Source organism: Fictibacillus sp. BK138, assembly GCF_004216955.1.
Taxonomy (GTDB): domain Bacteria; phylum Bacillota; class Bacilli; order Bacillales; family Fictibacillaceae; genus Fictibacillus.
This window is the reverse complement of sequence record NZ_SGXL01000001.1, coordinates 2,532,484-2,545,455: the sequence shown is the minus strand read 5'-3', so window position 1 is coordinate 2,545,455 and position 12,972 is coordinate 2,532,484. Positions and strand designations below refer to the sequence as shown.

General features: G+C 39.2%; 13 protein-coding genes. 4 read left to right on the top strand and 9 right to left on the bottom strand.

Features of this window, described 5'->3' with window-relative positions; translation table 11 throughout:
- The first annotated feature begins 53 nt into the window (after nucleotides 1-53).
- Entirely contained in the window at nucleotides 54-374 is a 321-nt protein-coding gene (locus EV282_RS12655; RefSeq protein WP_130296150.1) for a hypothetical protein, read from the top strand.
- A 158-nt stretch (nucleotides 375-532) separates the two neighbouring features.
- On the opposite strand, the gene EV282_RS12650 is transcribed toward EV282_RS12655, so the two are convergent.
- From EV282_RS12650 to EV282_RS12635, 4 genes are all read right to left on the bottom strand, one after another.
- Nucleotides 533-1,972, bottom strand: a complete 1,440-nt coding sequence (locus tag EV282_RS12650) for a sodium:solute symporter (protein WP_130296149.1) — start codon at nucleotides 1,970-1,972, stop codon at nucleotides 533-535.
- 35 nt (nucleotides 1,973-2,007) lie between these two features.
- Nucleotides 2,008-3,348, bottom strand: coding sequence for an aspartate aminotransferase family protein (locus EV282_RS12645; RefSeq protein ID WP_130296148.1), 1,341 nt, complete (start codon nucleotides 3,346-3,348; stop codon nucleotides 2,008-2,010).
- Between the two features lie 83 nt (nucleotides 3,349-3,431).
- Nucleotides 3,432-4,808: a sigma-54 interaction domain-containing protein gene (locus EV282_RS12640; protein WP_242611868.1), complete on the bottom strand. Its 1,377-nt coding sequence runs from the start codon at nucleotides 4,806-4,808 to the stop codon at nucleotides 3,432-3,434.
- Nucleotides 4,809-4,965: 157 nt separating this feature from the next.
- Complete coding sequence (locus EV282_RS12635; protein WP_130296146.1) at nucleotides 4,966-5,388, bottom strand: organic hydroperoxide resistance protein; 423 nt, start codon at nucleotides 5,386-5,388, stop codon at nucleotides 4,966-4,968.
- Nucleotides 5,389-5,509: 121 nt separating this feature from the next.
- Here EV282_RS12635 and EV282_RS12630 point away from each other — a divergent pair, with 121 nt between their 5' ends.
- On the top strand, nucleotides 5,510-5,983 hold the full coding sequence (locus tag EV282_RS12630; RefSeq protein WP_242611867.1) for a MarR family winged helix-turn-helix transcriptional regulator: 474 nt from the start codon (nucleotides 5,510-5,512) through the stop codon (nucleotides 5,981-5,983).
- A 249-nt stretch (nucleotides 5,984-6,232) separates the two neighbouring features.
- Here the strand turns inward: EV282_RS12630 and EV282_RS12625 are convergent, their stop codons facing one another.
- The 3 genes from EV282_RS12625 to EV282_RS12615 all read right to left on the bottom strand — a co-directional run bounded on the left by EV282_RS12625 (nucleotide 6,233) and on the right by EV282_RS12615 (nucleotide 8,976).
- Complete coding sequence (locus EV282_RS12625) at nucleotides 6,233-7,009, bottom strand: alpha/beta fold hydrolase (RefSeq protein ID WP_130296145.1); 777 nt, start codon at nucleotides 7,007-7,009, stop codon at nucleotides 6,233-6,235.
- A gap of 2 nt (nucleotides 7,010-7,011) precedes the next feature.
- A complete protein-coding gene (locus EV282_RS12620) occupies nucleotides 7,012-7,668 on the bottom strand; it encodes a spore coat protein (RefSeq protein ID WP_130296144.1) in 657 nt (218 codons plus the stop codon).
- A 126-nt stretch (nucleotides 7,669-7,794) separates the two neighbouring features.
- On the bottom strand, nucleotides 7,795-8,976 hold the full coding sequence (locus EV282_RS12615) for a DHH family phosphoesterase (protein ID WP_130296143.1): 1,182 nt from the start codon (nucleotides 8,974-8,976) through the stop codon (nucleotides 7,795-7,797).
- 142 nt (nucleotides 8,977-9,118) lie between these two features.
- Here EV282_RS12615 and EV282_RS12610 point away from each other — a divergent pair, with 142 nt between their 5' ends.
- Nucleotides 9,119-10,405, top strand: coding sequence for an MFS transporter (locus EV282_RS12610; RefSeq protein ID WP_130296142.1), 1,287 nt, complete (start codon nucleotides 9,119-9,121; stop codon nucleotides 10,403-10,405).
- 51 nt (nucleotides 10,406-10,456) lie between these two features.
- Nucleotides 10,457-10,699 (top strand): hypothetical protein, encoded by a 243-nt coding sequence (locus tag EV282_RS12605; protein ID WP_130296141.1) that lies wholly within the window; start codon nucleotides 10,457-10,459, stop codon nucleotides 10,697-10,699.
- A 165-nt stretch (nucleotides 10,700-10,864) separates the two neighbouring features.
- Here EV282_RS12605 and EV282_RS12600 read toward each other — a convergent pair whose 3' ends face one another.
- Nucleotides 10,865-12,277, bottom strand: coding sequence for a sensor histidine kinase (locus EV282_RS12600; RefSeq protein WP_242611922.1), 1,413 nt, complete (start codon nucleotides 12,275-12,277; stop codon nucleotides 10,865-10,867).
- A complete protein-coding gene (locus tag EV282_RS12595; RefSeq protein WP_130296139.1) occupies nucleotides 12,267-12,953 on the bottom strand; it encodes a response regulator transcription factor in 687 nt (228 codons plus the stop codon). Before EV282_RS12595 ends, EV282_RS12600 begins: the two co-directional genes overlap by 11 nt.
- Nucleotides 12,954-12,972 lie beyond the last annotated feature (19 nt).

Sequence of the window (12,972 nt, the reverse complement as noted above, 5' to 3'; positions counted from 1 at the left end):
AATGGAACTTTATTCCTTTATGCTCGTAGGTAAGTATAAGAGGAGGGATAAGGTTGAAAAATATTATGGTTTCAATTGTCACACTTATATTGATGGCTGCAATTAATTATGTGGTGTCTCGTATGATAGGCTGGAACTTTATTGATTTTGCTTTGTTTGTGGGCTTAGCGTCTGCGATCATCATCCGATTCTTTACTTCAACAGGCGGACTTTCTTCCAATATGGTCCGAATGCAGACACAAGCCATTACTGGTATAAAAGTAGATGAAGAGAAGCAGACATTCAAACCGACCTACGCTTATTATGCTGCTCTTGTTTATACAGCAGCATCATTTATCGGTATTATTATTTATTATCGGGAATATTTTTTATAGGGTGTTAAGTAACCATTAGTCTTCATTTTTCGTCTGTTAGTAGAGGTGAGGAGATGAGAAAAAATTATTTCAGCGTGATCCTTTTATTGTCAGTAATCTTACCTCAAGTCTCCTCTATGTAAATAAAAAACCTTCCAAGTCGGAAGGCTTTATCTCTTTTACGCTTGTTTTCGTGTTTCTTCTTCATCCTCGTCTTCAACATCCTCGTCAAACGGCACGTCGAATTCAGAGTCAGGTGCTGTGAACAATGAGATACCTACTAAACTTATAAGACCAGCCGTCATTCCGTAAAGGATAGGATTTGTTGCCGTCAGCCCTTCCATAAAGAGCCCCGCTAATACTACTACTGTTGAAATTAAGATCGCATAAAATCCGGAGTTTGGTGTAGCACGTTTCCAAAAGAAAGTCATGACGAGCGGAACAAAGATAGCTCCAGAAAGAATGGCATAAGCAACATCAAGCGCAACCAATACGTCTTGGATCCAGATGGAAAACGTAATCGCGATCAACCCAATAAAGAGGGTTGTTATTCTAGAAGATGTAAGAAGTTGACGATCTGTTGCGTTCTTTAAAAAGTACTGTTTTAAAATATCATTCGTAATTAATGTTGATGAAGCAAGTAATGAGCCAGATGCTGTTGACATTAGAGCAGAACAGACGCTTGCCAGAACAAGACCTAAAATTCCTGTTGGAAGAATGGTAAGTGCCATCTCTGCGAACGTATTTTGAGGATTCTCTAAGTTCGGAAGTACGATGAACGCACACATCCCGATGATACTGCCAGCAATCGCGTAAGCAAAACTATATACCCCTGCAAAAATAGAACCGTTTCTCGCTATTTTACTAGATTTAGCTGTAAATACACGCTGCCAAATATCCTGGGAAACAACCATTCCAAGTGCAAACAGGAGGAAATATTGGAAAATTTGCTGATAGCCAATCGTTGTAAAATTTAAATGAGTTTCAGGTAATGTGGATAATAGATTTCCTAAACCATCAACTTTTGAAAGACTCATAGGCAGCATGATAAAGAAGATTCCAGCCGTCATCACGACAAATTGAATAATGTCTGTAACCGTTACACTCCACATTCCGCCAAGAATGGTGTAAAAGAGGACGATACTGCCACCAACAAGCATAGAGGTTGTAATATTCCAGCCTAATAGTACGTTAATGATTGTACCCATTCCAATCACTTGAGTAACGGCAATCATGAGCGTATAGATCGAAGCAACAATAGCACTTAGTAGACGTGTTTCTGATTTATACCGTTTACCCAAAAGTTCACTGATCGTCGTAACTTTTAACGAATTAATCTTTTTAATAAAAATAGTACCTAAAAGAATAATGCCTAAACCAATCATAGATACGAACCAAATACCTGAGATCCCAAATTGATAGCCAAGCTTTGATGTTCCAATTGTTGCAGCTCCGCCTAGAATAACTGCGGATAAACAACCTAGATACATAAACATTCCGAGATTTCGACCGGCTAGATTAAAATCCTCCGATGTTTTTGCTTTCTTTGAACCGATAACTCCAGCCCCGATCAATACAGCAAAATAAAAAAGAATAATAACGGTATCAAGTGCTTGCATGTAAAAAAACCTCCTTTTTTATAGAAAGATTGTAGTCACACATTTTGATAACTTCCGCTTAGCTGCAAGTGAAGTTCATTCTGATATTCCAAAACAGCTTCTTCCAAAACAGACAGGCCGTGATCGATTTGTTCTTTATTAACCGTTAGAGGAGGAATCATCCGAATCACTTCTCCGTGGTTACCGCATAGGTAGAAAAGCACTCCTTTTTCTAAGCATTTATCTAGGATGGCCATCAATCCGTTTCCGTCAGGCTTGCCAGTCAAAGGATCAACGATCTCGATGCCAATCATGAGACCAAGGGCTCTGATGCTGCCAATAACAGGGGAATCTTGCTGTAAGACTTTCAACCGTTCGTAAGCATATGCCCCCATGTTTTTCGAGTTCTTAACAAGCTTTTCTTCTTTTAAAACAGCAATTGTTGCAAGTGCCGCTTCACAAGCGATCGGATTTCCTCCGAATGTTGTTCCATGACTTCCTAACGGCCATTGCTTCATCAATTCTTTAGAAGCGACTGTAGCACTTAAAGGGAGTCCGGATGCAATCCCTTTTGCGATCGCCATAATGTCAGGTGTAACATCAAAAGTCTGTGCGGCAAACCACTCACCAGTACGTCCGAATCCCGTTTGGACTTCATCAAAAATGAGCAGGATGCCGTGTCTATCGCAAATCTCTCTGATTCTTTTCAGCCATCCTTTTGGAGGTACGATATAGCCTCCTTCACCAAGAACAGGCTCCACAATCATGCATGCTACTTCCTCTGGTGTAACTTGATGATTAAATAAGGTTTCAAAATCCTTCTCCAGCTTTCCAATCACATACGTTTCAGGATCCATGCCAGACGGACAACTCTTCACGTCCGCATAGGGTACTTGATAGGAAAGACCATTTGGCTGAAGAAATTTCCGATATTTACTTTTGGAAGTTGTAACACTTAATGCACCAAGCGATCTGCCATGGAAACAGCCGATAAAGGAAACGACATACGGACGTTTTGTTACATGCTTGGCTAGTTTGATCGCTCCCTCAATTGCCTCTGTACCACTGTTAGCAAAGAAGAAACAATCAAGATCACCCGGTAAAACTTGTGCCAATTCCTTTGAAAGCTTCAAGATCGATTCATACATGATGACACCAGAAGGACCATGCATGAGATGGTCAGCACCATTTTTAATCGCTTCTACGACTTTCGGATGACGATGACCCGTGTTAGCTGTTGCGATACCAGAAGTGAAATCCAGATATTGCTTTCCATCCAATCCGTAGTAATAACAGCCTTCCGCTTTTACTACAGGTAGGTTTGGATGATCCTTAGCCATACTGGGGGCTAATAGATCGGGCATTTCCGTTACAAGATGACTCCAGTTTGTTGACACAAAATGACCTCCTTGAATATTCAATCTCTAGTTGTATAAAAAATTCCTATACAGAATATCCATGCAAGTTTTGTGCCAAATTATTAATAAATTCTATACTTTTTTAATTTTCTAACAATTGAAGGTTGGCTTGTCCCGAGAGCATCTGCCATTCGTATAGTCGTTATGTATTTTTTTCTCGCTTTTAATAAAATTTGTTTTTCCGTTTCTTCCAATAGTTCTTTCAATGTTTTATCGTTCATAACTGAAGGCGGAGAAAGGGTAGGACCTTCCTTTAAATGGTCTGGAAGCTGTTCTACTGTAATAAGGGTTGAAGGTGAGAGAACGACTAATCTTTCCATAATATTAATAAGTTCCCGCACATTGCCTTTCCATTCGTAATGCAACAAGTGGTGCACGACCGCTTCATCTAATTTCTTTTCGCGATTATATTTCTCCTCAAACTGCTGCAGCAGCAAATGTATAAGAGGTACAATGTCTTCTGTTCGTTTTCGGAGAGGAGGGATTGTTACAGGAACAACGTTTAATCGAAAATATAAATCTTCCCTGAACCTTTTCTCTTGAATAGCAGTATTCAAGTCTTTATTCGTAGCAGAGATCAAACGGAAATCCACTTTGATTGGCTTTGTTCCACCTACTCGGTAAAACTGTTTTTCCTGAATCACTTTTAACACTTTTACTTGATGATGCAACGGCAATTCACCTATTTCATCTAAAAAGAGTGTTCCGCCATTAGAGAGTTCAATCAACCCTAACTTTCCTTTTTGGTGTGCACCTGTAAATGCACCCGGTTCGTAACCAAATAATTCAGCCTCAAACAACGAGTCAGGAATGGCACCGCAGTTTACTTCAATGAATGGGCCTTTATTTCGCTGACTTTTATTATGTATGAATTTTGCAAGAAGTGATTTTCCGACACCAGATTCGCCAAGAATCAACGCATTCACATCGACTTCAGATAATTGAAGCGCTGTACTGATTACCTTTTTCATATCTTCACTGTTTGCTATGATTCCAGCATCCATGAGTTGCTTACTTCTCAACAAATCCAATTCGCTTTTGACACGTTCCATTTCTTCTTCCATAGCAATTAAAAAATCTTTGTATTCTGCCAGTTCTGTAATATCATGCGAATAACTGACAATCCTGTAAAGCTCACCTTTTTCGTCATAAACGGGGATGCCTGTTACCAGCAGTTTTTTTCCTTTATTCGTTGTTTGAACAAAGGTGATCTTCTTATTTTCCTTAACAACCATAGGGGTTAGTATGGGGGTAAATAATCCTTGTCTTTCAAGATCATATACAGATTTTCCGATCAGGCTCTCAGAATCTACACCGTAAATCTTACCTGTAACTTCGCTCACCTTTAAAATAATCCCATCTACGTTTGTGACTAAAATATCGTCTTTTAATGAATGTAGAATTTGTTCGTTTTCATTCCATGTAGAAGAAGAGGTCAAAACAATCATCCCTTTCGAATATTAGTAGCGATAATATTATACAATTCTGAATAATTATTCGTTTTTGAATAATTATAGCCTAGAGAGTGCCTTCTGGATACTGGTCAAATGAAATTTTTCCATGAAAAAAGGACCAACAATGTGGTCCAAAACCTAATTACAATACTTCTGTATTTAATTCTACTTCAATATTTCCTTGTGTTGCCTTTGAGTAAGGGCAAACGCCATGTGCTGTTTGAACGAGTTCTTGAGCTTCCTCTTGTGATACTCCGCTGACCCCTACATGAAGCACGACTTCCAGCTTAAAGCCGCCATCTGTATCTTTTCCGATTGAAATTTCAGCGGTTACTTTGGATTCAATCCGTTTTTTGGATTGTCTCGCCACAAGGTTTAACGCTGAGTCAAAGCAAGCTGCATAACCAGCTGCAAATAATTGTTCAGGATTGGTTGCACTCTCGTCTCCGGATCCACCAAGTCCTTTTGGCATGGCTAACTTGTGGCTTAATACACCATCATTACTTTTAACGGTTCCCGCTCTTCCGCCTTCAGCTGTTGCTTTTGCTGTATATAACTTTTCCATAATGAATAACACTCCTTTTATTTGTGTAAAATTAAATTGTGTACAATTAAATAATAAGAGCTTATTATAATAATGTCAAACAATTAAATTGTGCAACATTAATGTATAATAGAAAGAAGAAATGAATGAAGGAAAGGAATCGATTATGGAAGATCAAAATCCCTTGTTATTAGAAAGCCAAATTTGCTTTAAAATTTACACACTTGAACGTGAAATCACGAAACTGTACAGAAACTTGTTAGAAGATCTGGATATGACGTATCCTCAATATTTGGTCATGCTGCTGCTCTGGGAAAAAGATGCGATGACAGTAAAAGAAATAGGAAAACGATTGTTTTTGGATTCGGGCACCTTAACACCGATGCTGAAACGAATGGAGGCAAATGGAATAATTAAAAGAAGACGCTCAACTGAAGACGAGAGAAGTGTCATTATTTCATTAACAAAGAAAGGTGAACAATTTAAAAAAAAAGCAGAATGCATTCCTTCTAAATTAGTGGAAGATATGTCGTTGGATCATGGGGAATTAACGATTTTGAATAAAACGCTGACAAATATGCTCTACAGGCTGCAAGGGCAGACCACTAGTAATTAATAAACAAATCTTTAAACACTTAGATCAATATAGAAAAAGATGCACAAAGAGTCATCAAAATTTTTCAGGATAATGAAGTAGATCCTATAGGTTTAGGGGCAAAATAAGAAGCGCACTATCGGGATTTAAAATTAAAAGAATGGGAAGCTTTGTATCCCGATGTTATAGTTAACTTCAATGTGGACCTTACCATTAACCATACAGGTAGGATTGAATAAAAAGTAAGAACTTTCCGAGCGGAAAGTTCTTTTAATTTGCTGTTAAGCTCATGATAAATCCTTTCATATACTGATTCAGCTCATCAGCAGCTTTGGTTGGTATCTGGTGCTTTACATTATCAACGATTTTTAATTCATTGTATTGCAATTTCCGATTCAGTATCTTGGCATATGGATGAAACTGCCTGTCTTTCTTCCCGTAAACGAGAAGAACTGGCAAATCAATGTTCGAGAGCTGATTTGTGCAATTGTATTCTGCACTATAAGCATAATACTGCTCGATATTTATGGCATTCCCCTTCATAGACGATGTAAATAGCAGTCGAAACATCTCGTTGTTATTTGAGTTTGTTTTGGAAACAGATAATGCAATAAGGGGTACGGCATCTTGAGCAGCTAGAGATCTTCCCAGCTCTATTTTATCTTTTAAGACACCATGCGCTTCAGACATACCGCAAATGATAACTCCACCTAGAGCTCTACTTGGCAGTGCAAGTAAAAATTCCAAAACAATAGAACCACCGGTCGAATATCCACACACATAGGCTTTTTCAATACCCAGGTAATCCAGGAGCTGTTTAATATCCTCTACAATTAGTGGATACGTAAGAGGGGAACTTGAATAATAACTTCTACCGTGGCCTCTAATATCAAAAGTGATTACCTTATATATTTTTGATAATTCATCTTCCTGATAAGTGAAATTTTCAGATGTAAGGAGTGGAGGGTGGATAAAGATGATGGGCACCCCGTCTCCTTTAACACGGTAAGATAAAGAAACGCCATCTGCTGTTTCAAAGTAAGCCATTTTTAATGAGGCATATTCCCAGGATTGTTTTGCTGTGGAGCTTGTGCATAACTTTGAAGCATCGCCGTCATATCTTGATCGTTTAATTGCGGAACCTGATAATAGCCATGTTTATTTTGATATAAAAAGATCTCATAGCTCATCTCAATAAAGTTTGGAACACTATCTGCGACAACACGGCGTAATACAGGATTTGTCATCTCAAGTGCTGTCATGGCTAAAAGCGTAGCTAATGATTTTGTGTTTCCTAGCATGTAAGCAGACAATCCTTTGTCTGAAAGGTCGTTCACAGATTGATTTGGCTTTTTCGGAGCTCCTGGCTTAATGCCATAAACAATATTGTTATCCTGGTTCATTTTGTATTGCTGAGTCGGAACTTTCGGATCTTGCCCTGTGCTGAAGCAATCAACGATCGTATTGTACATTTGGGTGACAAATGCAGCCTGGCGGTGATTAATATCTTTTAAGATCGGGTCTTTAATATGCTGATCATACATTTGATACTGATCAAGCATGCTGATGATGCCGGCAATGATTTCATGCGCATCAAACAGCTCGTGGCCGCCATGGTTTTTATTTATAGCTTGATTTGCCATCATATTTTGCGGCATTTGAGTTCCGTTTTGCATTTGATTTTGGTTTTGATTTTGGTTAGGCATATAAATTCCTCCTAATATTTTTATTACGTCATTAGGATACCTAGTTTCCGTTTAATCATGTGTTTAAAATCAAAAAAACTGGCTCATTTTGGTTGCAGTGACAACCTTTCTGAGCCAGTCTGTGTGTTAATTGTTATTTACTTCATCATCCCGCATCAGCCAGCCTTCAAAGTGGCGTTTAACATGATTTTCAGCTGCTTGAAAACTATCAAATGTTTCTTCGACTGGATGTGTTTTATGTGTGATCAGCCAAGTTTCATTATCGTCAGAGTAGATCTTTGAAACTTCCTGATATTTATTCACGTACATCGTTCCGTCAGGGTTTCCCTTCACATTGTGTTCGTTCTTCGGAGCGTCAATTCTGCGCGCCTGTTCCTGAAAAGCTGCTACCACAAACTTCTCAAAAGCTTCTGGTGTGATCGTTCCGCCAGATGCTTTAGGGTGTCCGCCACCTCCATACTGCTTCGCATAGATCGAACAATCGACTTCTTCATGAATGGTACGGAGTCCAATTCGTTTGTTTGCGATGTTCAAAATTACAATGAGATCTAAGTGAGGATTCTCACGGTTGATCTCGTTGCCGAGCTCTGAATGATAACGTTCAGCATGAATAATACCGATCTTGTAAGTCTTCTCCTCAGATCCTTCACCTAGTGACCAAGTATCCCAGATCTCAACCATTTGACGCTGCTTTTTCTTGATGTAATCAGCGATGTTTTCTTCTTCTAGATCAAGAATCGTTGTTTCCGTTTCTGAGAACTCGAACGAATCACCTTTTAGGCGTTCCATGATTCGTTCTTCAAACTTATCAGGCGGAAGGATGAAGAATAAGTCGTTTAGACGTTTCGCTTCGACCTTTTGATCAAACCATTCCCATGTGTCATAAAGTCTGACTAACTCTACATATTCTTTTAGAGCGCCTGTGTCTTTCAGCTTGCCGTTCTCCAATAAATATTCATAGAAAAGGGAAGTTGCACAAGTCAGGCGATCATCGTCATAGCGAACTTGAACATGTCCCCAGTCAAATCCGTTAAAGTGAAGTGCTGTAGCATGGTGGTCGATCAGTTTAACTTTCCCACCAGCATTGGAACGTTCGTCCAGTCGCATCATTAATTCTTCGTTTACTGCGATATCCGTAATAATAATTTCTGTTTTTCTTTCTTTTGGATTATCCAGAAGCTGTTCCACTCGGTCGTTAATCGTTCCATGTGAACAATAAGAAATCTTGCAGTTGTCTCCAAAAGCTAGCTGTGCGAGGTAGCCGCACGATTTACCGTCTAAATCGTTGTGTGAAAATAAATGAATCATGTTAGTATCCTCTCTATTTTGCTCTCTGTCTAGAGTATCGTCATAATGCGGAAAGTTCAACCTAAAAAAACATTTACAAAAGATGGAATTAGGGAGAAAATGGTAGTAGAACATTGTTGCATACAAAATTGGGGGTTTTAAAATGAAGGATTTTCTGAAGATATTTCAGAACAAAAACTTCAGCAAGCTTTTTTTAGCTGGATTTACTTCGATGATGGGAAACATCATCGGTGTTACAGCATTCATGTTTTATTTATTAGATAAGTTTGGAGAACAGCCATTTTATGCAACGCTGGCTGAGTTAATGTATTCACTGCCTACATTAGCAGTCTTTTTTATTGTGGGTGTACTCGCCGACAGGATGGACCGCCAGAAGATCGCTTTATATTGTGACTGGATTTGTGCGGTTCTATGTTTGGCATTGATGGGGGCAATCTGGCTGGATTGGATGCCGTTAATCTTTGCGATTCTATTTTTGAGAAGTGCCGTCGGCAAGTTCTTCTTCCCAGCAGACCAAGCCATGGTGCAAGGAATCTTATCAAAAGATGAGTATGCGATTGCAGCAGGTTTGAATCAGATGGTTGGAAGTATGTTCATGCTTTTTGGAAACATGCTGGCGATCTTTATTTATTGGACTGTTGGTATTCAGGGAGCTATCGCTTTTGACCTGGTTACATATGTGGTTTCCGCGTTATTGATCATGAGCATGAAAGTGAATGAAGAAGTTCGTTTGCCGAACGGGAAACATAAGTTCAAAGATATTAATATCGGGATGGTATGGAAAGACTTCGGTGCAGGTTTCGCTTATATAAAGAACTCGAAATTGCTGATGTCTTTAATTTTTGGTTTTTTCTTGTTCGGTGTAGTCAATGGCGGATTATCGGTCATGCCAGCTTTTATCATGAAATACAAACTGGCTCCTGACAATTATGAGCAGATGATGATGTGGATGGGTGTCGTGTTTGGTGTGTCAGTTCTGGCTGGAAGTGTGATTTGTTCGATGCTTGCTAAGAAGATAAAGCTTTCAACTGCGATTATTATTGGTCTTTTTACAAGCGGAATAGCAATTGGTTGTTGTGCTTTAGCAGCAAACATTTGGGTTTTCTTTATTTTTACCGCTCTAATGGGCTTCAGTATCCCGCTTGTAAACATTGGTTTAGGGGGATGGCTGCCGAAAATCGTAGACCCGAAAATGATGGGACGTGTCCAAGGTGCGATCACACCGATTAATATGCTCTCACATACGGTCACCCTTGCGTTGATCGCGGCGTTCTTCCCAAAATTCTTGTCGGTTGAATCGCTATTCTGGGTAGTTGGTGGAGCGTTGTTCATTGTTGGATTGTTCTATATGTTCACATTGCCTAAATATGATGTTGAAGAAACAGATGAAACAACTGATATGGACTTGAAAGAAAAAGTACCAGTGTAAAGCTGGTGAAAGTAACGAACCCCTTATATAATGAAAGGCGGAGGGGAAGTTATGGCATTATTTCAAAGCATTCTATTTTGGTTTTTTATGATATTGCCTATCGTTCTTTTTATCGTGGCTGTTGCCAGAACATCGTGGGTGTTAATGCTAGTGAACTTGTTATTAACATTGCCGTTAGTTTGGTTTGTAGGCTGGATTACGGAAAGATATGGTGCAGTGTTTGTTGTGGTTGCTATTCATCTCATAGCAGGAGTTTGGCTATGGATGAAAAGGCAGCGGATGGATTTTAGATAAAAGTATGGAAAGGTTTCTGCAGACTTAGTTGGTTGCAGAGCCTTTTTTTATTAGAAAAAATGACCGGCTGGGATGGCCGGTCTCGCTGGTGGGGAGGTTAGGCGTTGGAATATCTAACCTATAATCAGAATAACACGAACAGGTGTTCCTGTAAACTCTTTTAGTTTATTTTTTCCAAACGATTGAAAATGTCGTTCCTCGTGATGAACTTGACTTCATAATGAGGTCTGCACCCAAAGCTTTTGCGAGCATTCTGCTAAATGGTAGTCCTAGTCCAAGCCCTCTAACTTTTAACTTTTTCTTTTCGCCGCGGAAGAAACGCTCGAAGATATATGGCTGTTCTTCCTCACGAATGCCTGCTCCTGTATCTTGAACTTCGATTGATTTTTCTAATAGTGTTATTGTAATTGATCCATTTTCACCAAGAGATTGATAAGCATTATTTAAAAGGTTGATCAAGATCTGTTGTAATCGAAGAGGGTCTGTTTCTCTATATACAATGGTTTCGGGAACAACTAACTTGATATCAAAATCCTCATTCAACGTGATTTTCCAATGATGCACCATTTCTCTCAGAAGTTCATTCATGTTTGTTTCTTCTGTTCTGATAGAAAACGCTCCGGCTGAAAGGGAGTTGTAATCGAGGAGATCCTCAATCATTCTTTGTAATCGGTGAATTTCTTTCAATGTAATCTCCAAAAATTCATCGCGCTCATTTCCAGAAACAATCCCATCTTTTACAGCCTGAACGAGGCCGCTTATAGAAGTAACAGGTGTTTTCAAGTCATGCGTAACGCCTGCCAGCAATTCTGCTCTAAGAGCTTCGAGCTGAGTCAGCCGGGTCGTCATCTCTTCAAAAGATAATAATAATTCATGAATTTCTTTTTCCTTTGCATCATCCGTGTTTAAATGGATATCGTAGTTGCCATCTCTGATTTGGGAAGCAGCAAATGCCACGTTGTGAATTGGTTTTAAGATTTTCTTAGTCAATAGATAAATGACGATCCATCCTAGCAATCCCAAACCAAGAAGTAAGATGATTGGCAATCGGTATTCTTGCTCAACATCTGTTAATTCTGAGGCGTTTTGCATAACAAAAACCCAGCCAGCTTGATTATCATCATAGACAATCGGCTTTTTAACTGCATATACACGTGTTTCATTTAGTTGTAATTTTTGTACGATTTTTTCATTTTCTAAAACGTCAGAAGGGATCTTCTGGAGATTATGAAATTGATGTTCTTTTTGCATGAGTCCTTTATGAAGAGGTTTTGAATTTAAGACATTGCCATCCATATCTGTAATGAAAAACTCTGGTGGTCTGTCCATTTGAAGGACTTTCGCTCTGTCATCAAGTTTTTTGTTAAAAAGGTTGTAGTCTTTATTTCTGTCCGATGATGCGATTCGGTCTGCCGTTTCAGCTGCTATATATTCCATGAGGGTTAACCGGTTTTCAAGGGTGGTATTTCTGATCCACCACAAGGTAAAAACGCCAAGGACCAGAAGACCGATGAAAAGGGTAAACAAATATCTCGTTGTCCAATATCGTAACAATGTTGTTCGATTCTTATTTTTCATAGACACAGAATTGATACCCCAATCCTCTAAGTGTACGTATTTCTCCTTGTGAAGCCGGCCATGAGGCCAATGCTTGTCTGATTCGTTTAATCGCCAGATCGACAGCGCGCTCACTGCCGTCATAATCCAGTCCCCAAACTTGCTCAATTAAGTTGTCCCTAGTAAATGTCCGGTTTGGTCTTCCTGCTAAAAAGAAGAGCAGGGAAAGATCTTTCGGTGTAAGAACAACAGGTTCACCATTTATTTTGACAACATGAGAATCCATATTAAGGTTAAGTGATCCAAATTGTTTTATATTCTCTGTCTCTAAAACATTTGCAGCGCGCCGCAATACTGCATTAACTCTTGCAATAACTTCTTCACCAATGAAGGGCTTTGTTATGTAATCGTCTGCGCCTTGGTTCAATCCTTTTAACCGGTAATCGATGTCTCCAAGGGCAGTTAGCATGATAACAGGGCATGAACTGTTCTGCCTGATTTCTTGTAAAATACTCCATCCATCCCGACCTGGGAGCATCACATCTAATAAAACAAGATTAGGAGATTGGTCAACAAAATAGGTTAATGCTTGTTGTCCATCAAATGCCTGAAGCACTTCATAGCCTTCATGTTTTAAGTAAACGGTCAAAACTCTTGAGATGGTTTCTTCATCTTCTACTAATAAAATCCTTTTCATGGCAGCACCTCCTGTTACC

What these genes read in the sequence shown, in the direction of transcription:
- EV282_RS12595 (WP_130296139.1), bottom strand. Translation starts at nt 12,953, where the DNA reads ATGAAAAGGATTTTATTAGTAGAAGATGAAGAAACCATCTCAAGAGTT.
- EV282_RS12630 (WP_242611867.1), top strand. Translation starts at nt 5,510, where the DNA reads ATGAATGAAGGAAAGGAATCGATTATGGAAGATCAAAATCCCTTGTTA.
- EV282_RS12625 (WP_130296145.1), bottom strand. Translation starts at nt 7,009, where the DNA reads ATGGCTTACTTTGAAACAGCAGATGGCGTTTCTTTATCTTACCGTGTT.
- EV282_RS12635 (WP_130296146.1), bottom strand. Translation starts at nt 5,388, where the DNA reads ATGGAAAAGTTATATACAGCAAAAGCAACAGCTGAAGGCGGAAGAGCG.
- EV282_RS12620 (WP_130296144.1), bottom strand. Translation starts at nt 7,668, where the DNA reads ATGCCTAACCAAAATCAAAACCAAAATCAAATGCAAAACGGAACTCAA.
- EV282_RS12600 (WP_242611922.1), bottom strand. Translation starts at nt 12,277, where the DNA reads ATGAAAAATAAGAATCGAACAACATTGTTACGATATTGGACAACGAGA.
- EV282_RS12615 (WP_130296143.1), bottom strand. Translation starts at nt 8,976, where the DNA reads ATGATTCATTTATTTTCACACAACGATTTAGACGGTAAATCGTGCGGC.
- EV282_RS12605 (WP_130296141.1), top strand. Translation starts at nt 10,457, where the DNA reads ATGGCATTATTTCAAAGCATTCTATTTTGGTTTTTTATGATATTGCCT.
- EV282_RS12650 (WP_130296149.1), bottom strand. Translation starts at nt 1,972, where the DNA reads ATGCAAGCACTTGATACCGTTATTATTCTTTTTTATTTTGCTGTATTG.
- EV282_RS12610 (WP_130296142.1), top strand. Translation starts at nt 9,119, where the DNA reads ATGAAGGATTTTCTGAAGATATTTCAGAACAAAAACTTCAGCAAGCTT.